Below are 18,015 nucleotides of genomic sequence, written 5' to 3'. Positions count from 1 at the left end.
GACAAGGTCGGGCGGGGCTACTGGGGGCATCGATGTGACACCACGGTTCACCTGCCAGCTCAGGGGTGATCTTCAGATGATGCTCAACCGCCCGGCTCACACCAACCCGGGCTCGCTGAAGGCGAGATTGATCATCCTACTCGTCCCCGTCACAGCCATTTGCGTTTAGTATAACAACAGGGTCGCACAGCGTCAAGTGGGGGACGCCATCGGGTTAGGGCGATTGCAGCTTAATCGATTGCGCTGGAGTGTGCCATACTGTTTTGCCCAACGCCGTGTTTCACCCCCGTTGCGCGGTGGGGCAACATGGGGCATAAGCGCATCATTCGTGTAGGCCACCATGTATGAGGAGCAAGCTGATGTCGTCGCATGCTGAACGAACCCTCGCGCCCTCTTTGTGCGACTGTGGAAGATCCACGGATTGAGCGCACCAAGGCGCACAACCTGCTCGACATGATTAAGCTCACCCCTCTTGCGTCGGAAACCAAGGAAAGGCCGTATCAAGGCCAAGCGTTTTCGTGTGGCACTCAAGGACTCCTACCTTGAGTTAGGTTTTGGGACTTTAAGCTGCAATCGCCCTAGTTAACGATTCAAGCTCCAGTCATACGGGGTAAAGACCAGATCAATTTCGTGCCTGGCCTCTAGCCATGTCCGCCGCGCATCGTTGGGGAGATAGCGCCGTACAAAGGCGACGACCCCGTCCAGGCCGCCAAAATCGTCCCGAAACCAGTTGAAGATGCTCGAAATCTGCAGGGTTCCTTCCGCCGGATCGACGCTGGTCTCGGCGTCAACAAAGTTGCGCACGGCTAGTTCCAGTTGGTCGTCGATCTGCTCGGCGCGGTACGCGGCAATCGGTGGGCACGAGCGACTCGCGCAGTTGAGCGCAAAATGGATCCGTGAGTCGCGGCTCTCCATCTTCCAAGCCAACCGCGGATCGCCCTGGGCGAACTGTTGTCCTGGCAAGAAGGGGTGCGAGGCATTGGCACGCAAGATGCCATGTTCAATATCGTCGGCACTGAAGCGCAGGCCGCCCACATTGTACGCTGCGCGCCGAAAGAAACCGATCCCCCCCAGGCGCTCGCTCACGCTGCGCTGAATGTCATAGCTGATCACGGCATCAAGCACAAGTGTGTTGTAGAGGTTGATCCACAAAGCGAGCCGCTCGGTTCGACTTGGTAGATCTTCAGGGGTGAGTCGGCGCAGATGTGGCGTCAGGTTGCGTAATTCGCGGTATGCCTCGCTCTCGCGTAACGCATCATACGCAACCTTTGTTCCCTCATCACTGATGGCAGTTGTTTTGAGCATAAGCAAAGCTCGCACCATGGCCCCCGGGATGGCGTGAATGGGGATGGTTTCCGGATCAATGGTTCCTTCATTCAACACCTCCTTCCCACGCCCGATATTCACGAGCCCGAGCGCCGCCTCGCGCAACCGGATCAATTCGTTCATGACCGCTCTCCTTTGGTTAGCGCGGTCGTGCAATCAAGCTCGCGCAGTTGATTCCGCTCATGGTGACACTCACGACCCCGATACCAGGGTGCGTGTCGGCCCCTACCAGCAAAAGACGGTCAATGTCGGTTTTGTGCTGGAAGCGCTGAAAGGCAAATTGATCAACGCTCATGCGGGCTCCCCAGCCGCCACCCCATTTTGCCAGGTAGTCTTCGTAGGTCAGCGGGGTCCCGACTTCCAGCCGCTCAATGCCCGCTCTGATCCCGGGAAAAACCTCCTCGGCCATCGTCAGCGCACGCTCGGTCGCTTCGGCTTTGCGTGCGGCATAGTCGTCATTCCGTTGCCATACGTCATATCGGCAATAGTCAGGGTCAAAATAGACGATCTGTAGGGCATGTTTGCCCGGTGGAGCCAGACTCGGATCCTTGAAGGACGAGTTGCAGAAACAGATCATGCGCAGATCATTGCCTGTTTGCGCATAGTGATCAATATAGAGGGTGTGCGGGTCGGTTCCCTCAGGAAAGACGCTTGCATCAACACCTGCAAAGAGGGTGATAAATGAATCGGTGATTTTCAACTGGTCAACCCGCGTGCGTGTCGCTGGCTTCACCCAGCGCCGATCGACGAGGGGCTCAACCGGTGTTCCGGTACGTCCAAACGTATTGACGACTCCGGCATTGCTGATCACCCAGTCGGCTCTGATCCGGGATCCATCGCCAAGCACGACCCCACGGGCGCGTCCGTCTTCGACTCCGATCCGTACCACAGGGCTACGATAGCTGATCCGTCCATTATGCTTTTCAAGCCCCCGAATCAAGAGTTTCGCCAGTTCACCACTCCCACCTTTGGTAAATGTGCCGCCTCCCTTATGCCGTTCGATCAAGACCAGGGCCCCCAGTACCGCCGGGGTCTCATCAAGATCCGAGTAACAGAAAGCGATCATCTCGGCATTGATGATCGAGCGTACCTCGGGCGAAGCTATGTAACGGTCAAAGAGTTCCCCGAGCGTCACTTGACTCCAGTGGTTGAGTTCAACCAGGCGCTCAAGTGGTACACGCCATAACAGGGTTGCATAGGTCCAGGGATCATCGAGGGGTAGGTTCGGCATCGCCACAAACAGCTCGTGCAGTTGCTCGAGGCGGCGATAAAACGCACGGATCCCTGCCGCTTCCTCAGGAAAACAGGTGATCAACTCGTGAAGATACTCCTCTGTTGACCCGGCAATTCGCAACGTGCCTCGGGGGTGTCGAAAGGTGTAGTAACTCTCGTACGAGCTTAATTCAGGCCACTCATCAAGCTCGGCAAAAACCTCTTGATGATAGCGCATATTGCCGCGACCCTGATCCATCCCAAAAAAGAGCTTGGGGCCGACATCAAACCGATAACGCCCACTAGGAAACGTCTGTGCTGAACCGCCCGGCAGATAGTGTTGCTCGAGCACGAGCACATCTTTGCCCCGTGCGGCAAGCAGCGCTCCTGCGGTCAACCCTCCAATACCCGCCCCGATCACGACCACTTCATACCGCTCACGCAGCGGACTCCGGTCACGCATACTTAATCCTTTGGCCGGCGACCCTGCCGCGGTTCAGTCTCACGCGGACGTGATGGTGGCCCATCGCGTCGCGACCGGCACCGCGGGCAGCGGGTCGGCTCATGCAGAAAGCCCTTATCGGCATAAAATTCCTGTTCGCCTGCAGTGAAGATAAACGACTCGCCACAGCTGCGACAGATCAATTCCATATCTTTATAGAATGGCATAATGTCCACACATCCTGCCCGACACAAAAAACCGGGCAGCCCTTCCTGCCCGGCACGGGGCGTCAATTGTTCCCACCAGGCGCTTACATCCCAAGTTTGCGCTTTAGTTCTTCCAGTTCTGAGTCAACTTCGGTTCGTTTCGTGAGATCCTCGAAGCGTGCCTCGAGTGAACCCTGCTCGAGTTTTGCCATTGCGTCAGCCTTTGCCAACTGGTCATCAACCCGCTCTTCCAACTGACTCAGCTTATCCATCGTCCCGATCTGGCTCATACTCTGTGCCGTGCGTTGCAGGGCTTCCTGCGTTTGCGCCCGATTCTTCTTGGCAATGATCAGTTCTTTCTTGGCCTTCACCTCGGCAATGCGGGTCTCGAGTTGCACGAGGGCATCCTGCATCGCGTTGACCTGCTCTTCCTGGGCCTGCTCCTGGGTCAGGAACTGCTCGGCGAGTTTCTGGCTCTGTACCTTGCGTGAGAGAGCCGCACGGGCCAGTTCTTCATCACCAGCACGGAGCGCCGCTTCAGCCCGCGCTGTCCACTGCTCAGCTTCGGCAAAGGCCGAAATTCGTCGCTGCTCAAGCCGGGTTTCATCGGCCATCGCTGTTGCCACCCCCGTACGAACCTCGTAGAGCTCGTTGGTAAGTTGGCGCAGATACTCGTTGGCCATCTTCTCGGGATCTTCAGCACGATCAAGCATCGAGTTGACGTTCGCACTGACCAGATCTTTGATACGCGTAAGAATTGACATGGTCGTAGTTTCCTCCCTTAACTGGTACGCTTGGTCTCCGGCATCATTGTACGGAACCCCTGTTCCGACCAGATTGTTCTCCTCTCTCATTCTAGCATGGCAGTCAGGTTTTGCCCAATAGGAACAAAACCTATTGACATGAGATAACGAATATGCTAACCTTTCTCTAACTATTCCCGGGCCTTGGTGGGCCCTGTCCCGCTCAGGGCTCAGTCTAGACGAGCCAGCCGTGATGTTTGCCCAGATCTTGCCACACAGCGTAGCTGTGTTTCCTCTATGCCCCCATGCCTCTTCTTGTCATCATGCGATCAGGCGTGTCGTCTTAAGAGAATCAACAACTGTGGTATCATGGGCTGGGTGTAGCATTGACGTTGACGGTATAGAACCTTCCGACAAGCGGTTCTGCTCTACCGTAGCAAGCGAACGACTGTGGTGAGCCACCAGCCTAAGGTGACCTCAAGCTGTCCACAATCAGGCGGAGTATCTTCATTTCGATGTTGGCTTCGTTTATTTTTTTTAACCTCCAGTATCTTTCTGCTGTCGGGTTGCATGACTGTGTTGCAAACAAGCCAGATGCCGTCTGTGGAACGTCCTTCGGCATTGCCCAGGCCGACCGTGACGATAGCGATAGATCCGACCTCAGTCGGCAGTTTCGCCCCCGATCCGGCGACCGCTGTACCCCCACCAGAGGCGACTCCTGCCCTCGATCCGACCTTCACCCCGCTTCCTTCGCTTGACCCTCCACCTGCTCCAGAAATCTTGCCAACCCTCGCCGTGCCTCCTCCCCCTCAACTGACGTACGAAGAGCGCTGGCGAGTCCAACAGATTGATCGGCAAATCTTTGCTGCGCCCCTTGCCTTTACGACAACGGGGAGTGAGCTCTGGTGGTACGATCCTGTGCAACAACAATCAGTCATCCTTGGACGCATAAATGGGCCATTTGTTGCGCAGGCGCGCTTTATTTTGCGGGGTCAGGGGGTCGAGGCCCTTGAAGTGCCGTATCAAGTCAATGTAAGCTATGGTTTGACGGCCCTTTCGCCAGCCTTGCTCGAACGTATTCGGGTGGCTGGCTTTTCAGATTGGATCGAAACGTACGTTTTTGTCGGTTCTAACATTGCACCTTTGTAAGCAAAAACCGCCTTGCCTAATAAGAACACAAGTGCTATAATAGCAGGGTGAGCGTAAACCTGGAAGTGAGAGATGATGTGAGTAGCCGATATCTTGACATGGTTCGAGGGCAGCGGCGGCGTGGCAATGGAGGGTGGCAGTTTACCGCGAAATCGCTCCTCGCGCTTCTGGCGGTCGTAGCGATGATTGGTTCGGCCGTCTACTGGTGGGGTGTCCAGAGTCAACTGACGAGTAACTGGGTTGTCGCAACAGCGTTTACCGCTATTCTTGTCCTGGCTCCGCCGAGTCTGACCTCTTTTTTGATTCCCTGGTCTCCCGGCGGGATGTTGCTCCAGAAGATCAATGCCCGTACGTGGGGCTATGCGGTCATTATCGGCGCTTCGCTCTATTTGCTTTATTATTCTTTTGAAATCCAATATTCATGGTGGGCGTCTCAGCCAGTAGTTGCCGGGACAGGCCTGATCCTCCAGCAGGTCATTATTGGCATTATTGGCTTTATTATTATTCCGGCTTTGCTCTGGACCCCTGTCACCAGCGAAGAATTGGTGGAACAGGTGCGCCAGGCGCATTTGGTGCGTCGCTATGAGTTGCAAACCCAGGCTGATATTGCGATTCTCCGTGCGACATTGTTACGAGCACAGGAAAAAGCCTTGATCGGTTTCGCGAATTTGACGGTTCAAGAAAAAGAAGAACTGGCTGGTGTGATGCGCGGTCTGGTCAAAGGCATTGATCATACCCTGCGTGATATCGGCGAAAGTGTCAAAACAGTGAGTGGCGCAACCGTGCCTTTTTCCAGTCTTGATGATAATGATGATATCCGTAGTTATCTCGATTATATTCACGAGAGCCTGACTGATAATGCGCTCCTCCCCGGTCGTAGCCGCACCCAGGAACGCGTCCCTGTCCCGGTGCAACCGCAACAAACCCAAGCCCACGGTGAAGCCTATTATGATGATGCTGGTCGGTATGTTGAAGGGCGCCATCGGCCAACGGGTCGTTATTAGTCTACAGGGCTGTTCCTATGCAAGGCTATCGTTTTTCCACGGATCGGCATCTCCCCGAACGTGATATGCTCGATCTCGCTGATGTCCTCGCTCTCCAGATCCACGAGTCGCTCGGGCCACGGGTCTATCTGTTGCCCCGTAGTGATGTGCTCGAGTTGATTGCGCCTTACGTTGATGATCTGTCGCCTGATGATCAGCACGCACTCTCGTGGGTGGTCTGGCATCTCTTTCAGTCTGCCCGTGAATTTGACCTTGCCGCAGCCTGAGGAGCATCTGCCAGTGCCACACCTCAGGCGTATCGGGGTGTATGGGGGGAGTTTCGATCCCCTTCATCTCGGCCATCTGGTGATCGCTGAAGAAGCCCGCGACGTGCTCGGGCTCGATCAGGTGCTCTTTGTGCCTGCCGCCCGCCAGCCGTTCAAAGATGAAGTTGCTGCCACACCCCACCATCGCCTCGCGATGGTTCGCTTGGCCTGTGAAGATCATCCGGCTTTTCTTCCTGAACCCTTTGAGGTCGAGCGGCCACCTCCTTCGTATACGATCACGACCCTCGAATTTCTTGCTCAACGCTATGGCGCAATGGCAACCTTCTGGTTTATTCTCGGCGTTGATGCGGCTCTGGAATTGCCACGCTGGCATCGCTTTCCCGAGATTGCCCGCTTAACGCGCTTTGCGTTTATGCTGCGGCCTGGCTACCCCCATACGCCCCAACTCCTTGCCCATCACTTGCCAGTCGAAGTTATCAGAACAGCACGTCTGATCGAGGGCCCTCAATTGAGCATTTCAAGCCGCGATCTTCGTCAACGTATCAGCATAGGACGTTCGGTACGCTATCAGGTACCAGAGCCTGTGCGTCACTATATCGCGGCCCATCAACTCTATCGTGATGCAAGCCAAGCCAAAGGTGTGCCTGAATATGACTGATGATGTTGCGGAAAAGATGCTCGTGTCCCAGGTGGATGCGTGGGGCTTGTGCCTTGATCTGAAGCAGTTGGCGCTCTTTCGCCGCTATGCCGAGACCCTGGCCCAGTGGAATACCCATACCAACCTGACTGCGATCACTGATCGCCACCAGATCTACCTGCGCCATTTTCTCGACGCGCTGGCCCTTGCTCGTTTCTGCGGTACGTCACCAGCGGCACTGATCGATATTGGCAGTGGGGCAGGCTTGCCAGGTGTGCCGCTCAAGATCCTGTTTCCTGAACTTGAGCTTGTCTTGATCGACTCGGTTGCCAAAAAGACCAACTTTTTGAAACATCTGATCATGCAACTTGGGCTTGAGCAGGTGCGCATAGTCACCGAACGGGTCGAGGCTTTTGCCCGTATCCCCTACGAGCGCGAACGCTATCCTGTTGTGACTGCACGCGCTGTCGCCGATTTACGCGTGCTTGCGGAATATGCGTTACCTCTGCTGGCCCCCGGTGGACGGCTGCTCGCGCCGAAAGGGGCCGATCCTCGGGCCGAGGTTGAGGCCGCTTTACCGGTCTTCGCGATGCTCGGTGGTCGTTTGCACAGCATCGAGCCAGTGCTGCTTCCCGGGCTTGAACCACGTAGCGTCGTTCTGATCGAGAAAATTGCCTCTACCGATCGCCGCTACCCACGGCCAGTTGGCACCCCTACCCGTAAACCGCTCACCGGATAAACAACCCGATACAGTTCAGCGAAACGCCGAAGGGCAGGTCAGCTAGGCTGACCTGCCCTTCGGCAGTACTCAAACGCTTCTTTAGAGCGAAGCGCGGCGGCGCAGCATCAGCGCACCAGCAACCATCGCCAGAGCGACAGCGGCAAACAGGGCAAGCGGAGCCGACGAGCCACTCGTGGTCGGCAGCGTGGTCGGTGCCTCAGGAGCAGGCAGCGGAACAGCGACCTGAAGACCCTGGGTCACAGCGAGCTGCGGAGTAATCGAAGCAACCACATCGGTGGCGAAGACCGAGTAGATCTGGCCAGCCTGAAGCGTCGTACCAGGCAGGTCAATGACCACTGCGCTAGCACCGGCAGGCGTCACCTGAAGGTCATAGGTACCGGCAGGAACCTCAAGGTAGTCAGTTGCATTGGGGAAAGCCAGACCTGAAACCAGGGTATCGCCACTGGCAAGCTTGATGTCGACCGCAGGCGCATCGGGCGAGAAGTGGTAGACCCGCACCTTGGCGTTGCCGCTCGCCGGAGCAGCAAGGTTGTCAACGATAATCGTTGGCTGGATCGAAGCAACCAGGCCGGTGGCCGCAATCGTATACGCCTGACCAGCGCTGACCGTCGCATTGGCATCAATCACCGCAGCACTTGCCGGCTGACCGGTGGGGCTCACCTGAATGCGATATGTCCCTGCGGGCAGCGAAAGATAGTCACTCGCCGTAAAGAACGGGACATTCGACAGCACGCGATCGCCGTCAACAAAAACATCGACAGCAGGTGCATCAGGCGACGCGTGAATAACCCGAACCTGAGCATTGCCTTCCTGAGCGAAGGTAGCAGGCACAAACGAAAGCGAGGCGAGCACCGCAACCAGAGCAAATACGAACAGCTTTGACAACTTCACAGACTTCCTCCTCAAAACAGCTTTTTGCGTTAAGCCCCTATGCAAACATTATGCATAGGATATGCACAGTCATTGTTACATATACCATTACGCAGGAGCTGAGAGGATGGATGTATGAACTGAGAGCAATTATGCACGGGATTTTCAAAGCGAGCGCACATTGATCGCGCAAACCGAAACCGCCAGCATTGCTGGCGGTTTCGGTTTGCGCGATCATCAAAGGTCAACTGGCTGGCACAGGGCTTGGGCGTCCCCCAAAGATGGGAGGACGAACCAGTACCATCAGGCCAATATCTACCAGAACATGGAAGAAGATCACTGTCCAGATATCGCGGGTCCACCACAAGCAGAGACTCCACCCGAGAACCAGGACAATCTCGGCGATGGGGCGATTCTTCCGAATCGCCTGCGAACGGGGTGAGTCATCGAGGTGTGGGGGCAAAATGCGCATCCAGAAGAGGCCATGAATCAGGCCACCATAAATGGTAAAGAAAATAATGCCCACCATCAACCCACCAAGTGCGGCAAAGGATGGGGCAACGAGCCCAATCAGCCATGTCCCGATCACTTCGCCGAGCCGGTAAACCAAGGCAAACGCGAGCGTTTCGGCGACCCCATTGCCGATGGCAAAGATCGCCGTTGCCCCCCAGTGCAATGGGCGCCCATCGTGGCGCGCTACCAGCAAATAGAGAACCTGGGTCAGTCCAAACGAGAAGATCAAGTAGAGCACGAACCATGGATGGCTGAATGTCACCGGAACATTCCAGGCCATCAGCCAGTCCCAGAGAAAGATCACCCCGAGCACCCCGGAAATAAGCCAGTAAAACAAGATCAGCCGTTCCGCATTGCGTACTGTCACACTGCTTGGTTCTTCACCCGCCTTGGGGAAGTTTTTGTTTAATTGTACATTCACGAGTGACTCCGCTGTGATGGTATCAGGCTGAGTGTATCATACTTGCACAGCATATGCAAGCGTTAAACAATCCTTTTGCACATACACAGAACCGAAATGAGCGCCAACTTTTTCTCAGGGCAGCAGGAGTAATTTAAGTATGAAATGACAATTCACATAAAGCATATTTTTTGTTTATATGCAATTTGAGTATAACATACCCCTACTGCTTCTGCAAGTAGGGGCGTAGGTTGCTTCAGGGCGATTGCATCTTCTTGCCGTCGCCGTCAACGCCTCGGCTTTTGGCGAGCAAAGGCCACCTGTGTGGCCTGAGCGAGCCGGCCTTCGCCGACTTCGCCTTCGGTAGCCGAGGTATTCACGCCGACGGTGGGGGCTGATGGGGGCGATCCGTGCGCAGGGCGGCACGCACCAACGGAGGATGCAATTGCCCTGCGTACGTTGATACTCGTTAGCTTTCGTGCTGTCGCAATTCTTCGTCGTCGCGCCAGATCATCGAGGCAAAGACCCCTAGCACGGCACCAAAGAAGAGCGCACCCCCACCCCAGGCCAACGATGAACGCAACAGCAAGAGGGCCCAGAAGCCTATCCCTGTGTCAGGTGGAACGTTGTGTCCAGTCAGCGCAATTAAGACGTTGAAGAGCCCCCCGAGCACAATCGCCAGGGCAGCGAGAATCAAGGCACCCCACAGCGCCCAACGCTTGCGGCGCTTGAGACGATGCTCTGAAATATTCATGGCAGATCCTTCGGTTGTTTGATCAGCGACCGTAACTTTTTGGACTATCCGGCGGTATAACGTGCGAGACGATTATAACCGCATTGTCTACAGGAGGTTCTCTATGAGTGATCGTGTTCTTTCGACGGCTACCGCTCGTGAAGCTATCGTTGCCTTTCAAGGGATCGTCAACGGCCCACTGCTTGATCAGATTAACCAACTCAACAGCAAAGGCCAGCTTCTCTCGCAGCCCGACAACTGGGATGGACGGCTTGCCACCGAATTTCGTGCCCATTGGAGTGATACCCATCAGAAGTTGATCGTGATTCAGCAGGCGCTCGAAGAATTGCGCCTACAGATCCATCAGATCAATCAGAACATCATGCAGGCTGGCGGCAATATGTGAGGCTGAAGTTGGTGCCCTGGCAAGGCGTGTTCAGCCAACGACGCATACCTTGCCAGGTACGCTACGAAATCGAGGGAGACCAATGGAAGACCACTCGTTCCAACTTAGTCACGAGGAACTGCTCCTCCTCCTCGGTCTGCTGGGTTTGCCTACCCCGCTCGCCCTGGGTCCTCGTCCAACCGAAGGGTACGACCAGATCGGGCTGGGCATCGCGCTCGCCGTAGCAACCGGGAGTCTCCTTGCACGCGAACTCGTACAACTTGATACCGAGGCCCTCTATCCTCCTGAGCCTGTTCGTGCGCTTGCCGAGCTTACCCGCTCAGTCGCCTTGGCTGATAGCTGCCTCGTCCTGGTAGAGCGTCGCGCCAACGAGCGACAGGTTGCACATCTCACGTCGTGTGAAGGCCTTGTTGTCCTCCATACCAGCCCCTTGCCCCGTACGCATCGCCTCAGGCTCCTGGGGAGCCATGCTGAGGCGACAGCCTGGCTGGTCGCGACGCTTGATGCTCATCCTGAACAGCCCAGGCCGGTTGTGACGGTCGCAGTGGATGTGCTCGCTACCACCCTTGATGCCATCGATCGGGGTGACGTTGCGATCGCTCATCGCTCACTGATGACCAGTGGTCTTGAATCTGATCTGGCGAGCCAGTTCTTGTACGCGGTTGGACCACAACCCGCCCGTTTTGCCTTCGGGGCTATGCGCGGTATGACCACTGGCCTCCCCCCGCAGGTCTGTGGTGCCGTTGCGCTTGTTGGCACATCTGGTACCTGGTGGAGCCCATCAGACGGCTCATCCACGACGCTGACCTTGCATCCCATTGATGGCACCAGGCTCCGCAGTGAGCTTGCCACTATGACTGCATGGCTTCAACCTGTTGCTTAGGGAGATTCTTCGATGCTCACGACTAGCTCAGCTCGTCCTCCGTTGCTCACCATCTACGCTCGTGGCGGCAATGATGCGGCTGCACGTCTCGAAGATGAGGCGCGTCGGCTTGATGCAGCTCTTGGCCCATGTCTGGCCCGCTGCACCGAGTTCCCTGCCCCTGGTGGCATGCCCGATCTTCCGGCTCGCCTCTTACAACTCGCACGCCGCGAAGCTGAACTTGCGTCGTGGACAGGACAGATCGCCCATGGCTTTGCCATCGCCGATACGGCCCTGGGCGGAGGTCGCTCACTTGTCGAGACGATGCACAATGGTCTGCGGGTGCTCAGTCATCACTACGATCAGCATGGTTTTGACGGTGCCCTGATGTTGATAGCCCAGACCCTCTGGGAGCAGGGAGCCGACCAACCGGTCTTTTTTGGGGTGGATTTTACCCTTGGTGAGATTGTCGCCACCTACGAAGAGTTGCATTGGAACTGGATTGGCCTGCGCTTGTTGCTGCTTGTGACAAGCCTCAATCTGTCGCTGGAGTGGGTCGGTCCTGCGTTTCCCTTGCTCACACCTGCCTTGACCCAGTTCCTGGCCTTGGGGTTGGTTCATTGTGGCCTCGAGACCATCTTCCTCACGACCTTTGGCAATGGCCCACGCTGGGCCTACGAAGATGTGCAAGAGACCGGGGATATGCTTGATCTGTTGCACCAGGGCTTCTGGTACGAGAGTCAAGCCCACCTGCATCCTCAACTCTTTCTCTTGATCGCCACCCAACTTGATCAACTTTCGCTGAATCTGAGTCAGCAACTGGGCAAGACGATTGAGGCCCGTGACGAAACCTCCGCTGAATACCTGATTGATGCCGAAGAGGGTGTCCTCAATGTCAGTGTGACCCAGGCCTTCGAACTCAGCGCCGGTGGTGTTCCCGAAGCACACTTTCACCCGCTGATCGCCGATGCTCGTTTTGGCGATCACTGTGGCATCAGCTACTGGCCGTATGAGCAGGTTCGTCTTGAGCGGCTCAATGACGCCACGGGTGACTATCGGATCAGTTTTGCTGGGCTTGATCCCCACAAGCCCGGTGCTGCCAATAATCTCACTGCTGTCATCCAGACCTCTATGAACCTGACCGAAACGAACGCCTACTATCTGCAGGTTAAGGCACGGTTCCTTGCAGCCCTCGAACGCATCCCACCTGGGAGCAGGCTGCATCTCGAAGGCCACAGCATGGGCGGTGGCATGTGTATGCTCTTGCGCAACGATCCCGAAGTACGCCAACGGATGCAAGAAGCAGGCATTGTCTGTGCTTCGCTCATTACCCTGGGCATGGTACGACCGAATGGCCCCGCCGGTGCTGATCAGCAACCCGACGAAGATGATGATCCGTTTGCGCACACGATCGAACGCCATTATGTTGACTCTGACGATGCGCTGGCCCTGAGTGTCGGGGCTGGTCATAGTGGATACGAGAATATCATCATGCTCAACAATTACTCTATTGATGATCCCATCCAGGCCCATACCAGCTATGGGGATGTCAGCAAATATCAGGATCTGCCTTACGAACTCCAGATCGCGCCTTACGAGGTTGCGAGCATCAGTTATCGCGCCTATAGCGATCTGCTCGAACTTGCCCCGTTGCCTGCACCCGCACCACCGCCGCCTGGCCCTGGCCCCAGGCCCACGCCAGTGCCCTTCAACCTCGAAGCTTCCGAAAACCTGATGCCAACGCCGGAGTCGTTTGCCTGGAATGTTGTTGTGCCCGTGCCAACACCCGTGCCCGTGCCAACACCCGTGCCCGTGCCAACACCAACGCCGCCTTCACTAGGCCCATCAAGGTAAGTCGTGAGTAACGTACGTTTTCTGCTCTGCTGCCGAAGGGAGTGCCGGCTTTAGCCGGCTGAAGCCGGCACTCCAGAATACCAGGAAGTTAAGGAGTCTTGCCTTCGCTGGAACAAGCTCACATCACAGGTTTGTTCCAGCGAAGAAGGCCGATAGAGACCCAACGCATCCCGCCATCACGCTTGGACTCGCGAAAACCAACCTAGCTGGCCGTAGAGAGCAAACAACTATGGAACGACCCAATTATGATGATGTTCGTTGGGATCACGGCGCTGCCGGGGCCGCTATCTTTGCCCTGCGCTATGCTGCTGACACGATCGAAAGCACTATTGGTGATTGCACAAGGCTGGGAAGCGATGCTTGCCAGGTCTGGCTAGGAAGCCATCGTAGCTTCTTTGACCATCAACGCCATTCCCAGAACCTCGATGCGGGTCAGCTTGCAGGCGATTGCCGCGATGCGGCCAATTGTCTGGCTCGCGCTGATGCCGAAGCTTACGATGAACAGGTTCGCCGTGTACGTGATCGCGCCGAGTGGGAACGCCAGGAACGTGAACGTGAAGAGGAAGAAGCGCGTGAGCGCGAACGTGAGCGTGAACGCCAATTGGCAAAGAAACCTTGAGCAGGAACCTATGCGCATGACCTACCAGATCTTTAATCGTCCTCCCCGGATTCGCCCTCACTGGCCCTGCGAAACCGTTGATTTGCCCGAGCCGCCTGATCCGCCGCAAAGCGGACAGCCTGATCTGTTGCCGATGCTGTTGCCACTTGCCGGGGCTGGTGTTTTTGCCGGTACCGCGAGCCTCGCCGGTGGCAATCCGTTGCTGGTTGCTTTGCCAACCGGAACAATGGCCCTGCTCGGTCTTGGTCTGGGCTTGCATCAGCATCGCGTTAAGGCTCGTCATGCGGCTGCTGTTCATCGCAGCCGCACTGATCTTTTTGAAGATCAGCTGGAAGCGGGGCGGACACGCCTGCGTCGCCTCTATGACCAGGAACGCACTGCGCGATGCTATCTTCATCCCGAGACCAACGAACTCTTGCTCATTGCGGGTAGCGGTGAGGCGAGGCCTGAGCCACGATTGTGGGAGCGTCGTATCAGCGATGATGATTTTCTCGATCTGCGGGTGGGGATTGGCAGCATACCAGCCTCTAGTCAGGCCTGTGTTCCTCCCCCCACGCGTGATGGTATGGTCGATCAGCGTCTCTACCGGATTGCCACTGAATATGCAACCCTGCGCCAGGTGCCTATCACGGTGCCGCTTGGCACGCTCGGTTCGCTTGCCGTGGCAGGTTCTCGTGTTGCTGCCAGTGCCCTCATACGTGCTCTGCTCTGGCAAGCAGTGGTGTTGCACGCTCCGGGTGATCTCCGCGTCGCTCTGTTTTGTCCGGCTGCGACCGCCGATGAATGGGAATGGCTCCGCTGGCTTCCCCATACGATTCCGTTGGGCAATGATTCTGCCCCTGGCAAGCGCATGCTTGCCACTTCACCTGGAACTATTGGTGCCCTGGGAAGTGAGTTACTTGATCAACTCAGTCGGCGCCGTGAGCAGAGTCCCGGGGCCAATCCCTTATCACAACAAGAACCGCGGATCCTTTTGTTGATCGATGGGGCCGATTTGCCTCAGACATACCCTGCGCTGGCCGAGGTTATTCGCCATGGTGCCTCTCTCGGTATGGTCTGCCTTTTGCTGGTCGCGGCGTGGCATCAGATCCCCGAAGATTGTGCCGCGATGCTGGAACTGGATGCCTACGGTGGTCGTTGGGTTCGCAGTGGCGAACAGTGGCCCCGTGGGCGTTTTACGCCCGATCAGGTTGCACTTGCCATAAGTGATCAGCTCGCACGCCGCCTCGCAGGCATTCGTTTGCTCGAACGTGGTGGCGCACAGGATCTTCCGCGTAGCGTCAGACTCTTTGATTTGCTTGGTATCCGCAATGAACTGAGTCTGACGCCACCCGCAGCTTGGTCAAAACCATTGCCTCTGGCGTGGCATCCCGATGTTCCAATCGGTGCTGGCGCGGATGGCGTGCCGGTCTGTCTCGATCTCAATGAAGGCCGTCATGGGCCGCACGGTATTATCGCCGGGGCAACCGGTGCAGGCAAGAGTGTGTTGCTGCAAACAATCGTTGCTGCGCTGTGTGCCACCCATAGCCCCGAACGCTTGCAGTTGCTCTTGATTGATTTCAAGGGCGGGGCGGCTCTGATGATGTTTGAACCCCTTCCCCATACCGCAGGTCTCGTCACTGATCTCGAGGGCCGTATGGCCGAACGCGCCGTGACGTCGATCAAAAGTGAGTTGCGACGCCGCAAAAGTTTGCTCAAAGCCATGGCTACCACCCACGAGGTCAAGGTTGAAAATATCCGCGATTATCGTGTGCTCGCTGCGAGCCAGGGTCTGCCACCTTTGCCCAATCTGCTGATTGTTGTTGATGAGTTTGACGAATTAGCGCGCACCTATCCAGACTTTGTGGCCGAGTTAATTCGGGTTGTCAAACAGGGTCGCAGCCTCGGTGTGCATCTGCTGCTCGCAACACAGCAACCTTCGCGTGCCGTTACTGATGAGATTCGGAGCCAATTGAGTTTCTTTGTCGCTCTGCGCTTGGGCAATGCGGAAGATAGTCGCACGATGTTGCTCAAGCCTGATGCGGCCTTCTTGACCACTGATTTGCCTGGACGAGCCTATATGCGCTCAGGCGGCGAAGTGCGGCCCCTCCAGGTCGCCGTCGTTACCGGAGTCTATCAGCCCACTGAGCCTGGGATACACGGCCCCCGCGTGAGTTTCTTGCGCAACGGCCAGGAACAACCGGTTGCTCCAGGGCATCCCGGCCCTTTAACCGAACGCGAAACAGACCTCGATCTGCTCGTTCGTGCCCTCCGCACGGCTAGCAGCACAATGGACCCCGCCTACCCTGGCTGGCTACCGCAACCCATCTTGCAACCGCCGCTCCCCCTCCGTCTGACCCTCAGAGCACTGGTTGCTGAGCCAACGTCTCTTGCATCAAGCGAAGCATCTGGGCAAGCGCAATGGCAGGCGGCACCTGTTGGCTTGCTTGATGTGCCCCAGGAGTGTCGCCGCCAACCTTTTGCCTTTGACTTTGCGACTGGACATGTGGCTCTGGTAGGGGCTCCCGGCAGTGGTAAAACAACGCTGCTGCGTACGCTCGTGCTGAGTCTGGCCCAGACCTTTGCGCCCCAGGCGCTCTGGTGTTACCTGGTTGATGCGGGTGGTCAGGGTCTCGGTTCTCTCATTGGTCTCCCGCATGTTGGTGACCATTTGCAAGCTCGTGAAGTTGAACGGGTGCGTCGCCTCCTGCGCATGTTGGATACGACGCTTCGTGAACGACAAGAGCTTTTGCGCGCTGCCGATGCGGCTGATCTCGCGGCCTACCGGCTGCGGACGGGTATCGTTCTCCCAGAACTTCTGGTTGTCATTGATAAGCTCGCGGTTCTCCGTGAAGAATTTGGCGAACAGGGTGGTGACGATGAACTGTTGGCAACCCTGATCCGCCTGGCGCGCCTCGGACGATCCTGTGGTATGCATCTGGTCATAAGTGCCGATCGTGCCGCTGACCTGAGCTATCGTTTGTTAGCTTTGATTGAGCATCGCCTGACGCTCCGTCAGCCCGAGCTTCACGACTATAGCGAATTGCTCGGCACACGGGTGACAACGCCGCTACCTCCTGGTCAGCCTGGACGTGCTCTGGTGGCGCATCCCGACTATGGAGCGCTGGATCTCCAGGTTGCCCTTCCTTCTATGGCTTTGGCCCCAACCGGCGTCGCCGAACGCGAGGCAAGTCCATTCGAGCCTGATCTCACCAGTGAGGTGCGCGATTATGTGACGTATCTGGCTACGTTCTGGGGCGCAAGAAGAAGCTCTGATCCCGAACCAATGCGTGTTGAGTTGCTCCCCGAGCGCATCACTGTTGCTACCCTTGCCACGCCAATGCCACCCGCACATGCGCACAGTGAGCTGGTGCTTCCTGTTGGTCGCGAAAGCCGTAATCTTCATACTGCGTGGCTGGCGCTGGATAGTGAAACTCCTCATGCCCTTGTTATTGGTCCCCGGCGTAGTGGTAAAACGAGCCTGCTCCACCTGATCGTGCATCAACTGACTGCCCATCACGATCCCGCTGAACTGGGCCTGTACATCCTTGATGGCCCGCGGAGCAACCTATCTGCGCTGCGTGAACTGGCCCATACCCGTTTCTATGCGGATGATGAACCTGGAGCGGGTGCGCTGAGGATCGATCTCATCGCAGCACGGACGGCCGCTTCACCGCCCCGACGACTTGTCCTCATTGATGACTACAACCTTTGCCGCGAGCGTATGCGCACCCAGTTTGCGCAGAGTTATGGTGGTAGCCCCAATCTGCTCGATACGCTGGGCGAAATGATCCAGGTTGGCGGTCGTTATGGTGAGCATCTGCTACTCGCCGCCAGTGTGGCCTATGCTGATGATAACCTTCTACGTGCGCTGGATGCGGGGCGTTCCGGCCTTATTCTCTGGCCTGGCCGGTATGATCCGGGCACCCGCCTCCTGGGGGTCGCCCTCCCCCTGAGCGATCAACGTAGCGCCGAGCAACCTCCAGGACGCGCCCTTCTGGTCAGAGAAGACGAGCATCAGCTTCTCCAGCTTGCCCGGGTTTGACCGAAAG

At 56.8% G+C, this 18,015-nt stretch carries 17 protein-coding genes; 10 read left to right on the top strand and 7 right to left on the bottom strand.

The genetic code is table 11. The features are described 5' to 3' along the window. Window positions 1-582 precede the first annotated feature (582 nt). From EKD05_RS04100 to EKD05_RS04085, 4 genes are all read right to left on the bottom strand, one after another. Window positions 583-1,449, bottom strand: a complete 867-nt coding sequence (locus tag EKD05_RS04100) for a DUF547 domain-containing protein (RefSeq protein WP_129671162.1) — start codon at window positions 1,447-1,449, stop codon at window positions 583-585. 16 nt (window positions 1,450-1,465) lie between these two features. Next, window positions 1,466-3,001, bottom strand: coding sequence for an NAD(P)/FAD-dependent oxidoreductase (locus EKD05_RS04095; protein WP_129671160.1), 1,536 nt, complete (start codon window positions 2,999-3,001; stop codon window positions 1,466-1,468). Between the two features lie 2 nt (window positions 3,002-3,003). Beyond that, window positions 3,004-3,189 carry a zinc-ribbon domain-containing protein gene (locus EKD05_RS04090; protein WP_240695631.1) on the bottom strand — a complete coding sequence of 62 codons (186 nt, stop codon included), beginning with the start codon at window positions 3,187-3,189 and terminating at the stop codon, window positions 3,004-3,006. A 101-nt stretch (window positions 3,190-3,290) separates the two neighbouring features. Beyond that, complete coding sequence (locus EKD05_RS04085) at window positions 3,291-3,950, bottom strand: PspA/IM30 family protein (RefSeq protein ID WP_129671156.1); 660 nt, start codon at window positions 3,948-3,950, stop codon at window positions 3,291-3,293. A gap of 582 nt (window positions 3,951-4,532) precedes the next feature. Here EKD05_RS04085 and EKD05_RS04080 point away from each other — a divergent pair. The 5 genes from EKD05_RS04080 to rsmG all read left to right on the top strand — a co-directional run bounded on the left by EKD05_RS04080 (window position 4,533) and on the right by rsmG (window position 7,724). Beyond that, entirely contained in the window at window positions 4,533-5,078 is a 546-nt protein-coding gene (locus EKD05_RS04080; protein WP_370374873.1) for a hypothetical protein, read from the top strand. 77 nt (window positions 5,079-5,155) lie between these two features. Then, on the top strand, window positions 5,156-6,082 hold the full coding sequence (locus tag EKD05_RS04075) for a hypothetical protein (protein WP_240695625.1): 927 nt from the start codon (window positions 5,156-5,158) through the stop codon (window positions 6,080-6,082). A gap of 17 nt (window positions 6,083-6,099) precedes the next feature. Further along, window positions 6,100-6,348, top strand: a complete 249-nt coding sequence (locus tag EKD05_RS04070) for a hypothetical protein (protein ID WP_129671154.1) — start codon at window positions 6,100-6,102, stop codon at window positions 6,346-6,348. Between the two features lie 13 nt (window positions 6,349-6,361). Beyond that, window positions 6,362-7,006, top strand: coding sequence for a nicotinate-nucleotide adenylyltransferase (gene nadD, locus EKD05_RS04065; RefSeq protein ID WP_129671152.1), 645 nt, complete (start codon window positions 6,362-6,364; stop codon window positions 7,004-7,006). Then, a complete protein-coding gene (gene rsmG / locus EKD05_RS04060) occupies window positions 6,999-7,724 on the top strand; it encodes a 16S rRNA (guanine(527)-N(7))-methyltransferase RsmG (RefSeq protein WP_129671150.1) in 726 nt (241 codons plus the stop codon). The genes nadD and rsmG overlap by 8 nt, the downstream gene beginning before the upstream one ends. 81 nt (window positions 7,725-7,805) lie before the next feature. Here rsmG and EKD05_RS04055 read toward each other — a convergent pair whose 3' ends face one another. From EKD05_RS04055 to EKD05_RS04045, 3 genes are all read right to left on the bottom strand, one after another. Then, window positions 7,806-8,618 (bottom strand): DUF4397 domain-containing protein, encoded by an 813-nt coding sequence (locus EKD05_RS04055; RefSeq protein ID WP_240695624.1) that lies wholly within the window; start codon window positions 8,616-8,618, stop codon window positions 7,806-7,808. Between the two features lie 223 nt (window positions 8,619-8,841). Next, window positions 8,842-9,531 (bottom strand): hypothetical protein, encoded by a 690-nt coding sequence (locus EKD05_RS04050; RefSeq protein WP_240695623.1) that lies wholly within the window; start codon window positions 9,529-9,531, stop codon window positions 8,842-8,844. 448 nt (window positions 9,532-9,979) lie between these two features. Beyond that, window positions 9,980-10,264 carry an ABC transporter ATP-binding protein gene (locus tag EKD05_RS04045; RefSeq protein ID WP_129671148.1) on the bottom strand — a complete coding sequence of 95 codons (285 nt, stop codon included), beginning with the start codon at window positions 10,262-10,264 and terminating at the stop codon, window positions 9,980-9,982. Window positions 10,265-10,367: 103 nt separating this feature from the next. On the opposite strand from EKD05_RS04045, the gene EKD05_RS04040 reads away from it, so the two are divergent. The 5 genes from EKD05_RS04040 to EKD05_RS04020 all read left to right on the top strand — a co-directional run bounded on the left by EKD05_RS04040 (window position 10,368) and on the right by EKD05_RS04020 (window position 18,008). Beyond that, window positions 10,368-10,649 carry a pyrophosphorylase gene (locus EKD05_RS04040; RefSeq protein ID WP_129671147.1) on the top strand — a complete coding sequence of 94 codons (282 nt, stop codon included), beginning with the start codon at window positions 10,368-10,370 and terminating at the stop codon, window positions 10,647-10,649. An 82-nt stretch (window positions 10,650-10,731) separates the two neighbouring features. Then, on the top strand, window positions 10,732-11,532 hold the full coding sequence (locus tag EKD05_RS04035) for a hypothetical protein (RefSeq protein WP_129671146.1): 801 nt from the start codon (window positions 10,732-10,734) through the stop codon (window positions 11,530-11,532). A 12-nt stretch (window positions 11,533-11,544) separates the two neighbouring features. Beyond that, complete coding sequence (locus tag EKD05_RS04030) at window positions 11,545-13,365, top strand: hypothetical protein (RefSeq protein ID WP_129671145.1); 1,821 nt, start codon at window positions 11,545-11,547, stop codon at window positions 13,363-13,365. A 229-nt stretch (window positions 13,366-13,594) separates the two neighbouring features. Then, on the top strand, window positions 13,595-13,984 hold the full coding sequence (locus tag EKD05_RS04025; protein ID WP_129671144.1) for a hypothetical protein: 390 nt from the start codon (window positions 13,595-13,597) through the stop codon (window positions 13,982-13,984). 16 nt (window positions 13,985-14,000) lie between these two features. Continuing rightward, on the top strand, window positions 14,001-18,008 hold the full coding sequence (locus EKD05_RS04020) for an FtsK/SpoIIIE domain-containing protein (protein WP_240695622.1): 4,008 nt from the start codon (window positions 14,001-14,003) through the stop codon (window positions 18,006-18,008). The last annotated feature ends 7 nt before the right edge of the window (window positions 18,009-18,015 follow it).

This window comes from Candidatus Chloroploca sp. Khr17, assembly GCF_004138165.1.
Lineage (GTDB): Bacteria > Chloroflexota > Chloroflexia > Chloroflexales > Chloroflexaceae > Chloroploca.
This window is presented reverse-complemented; position numbering and strand designations above follow the sequence as displayed.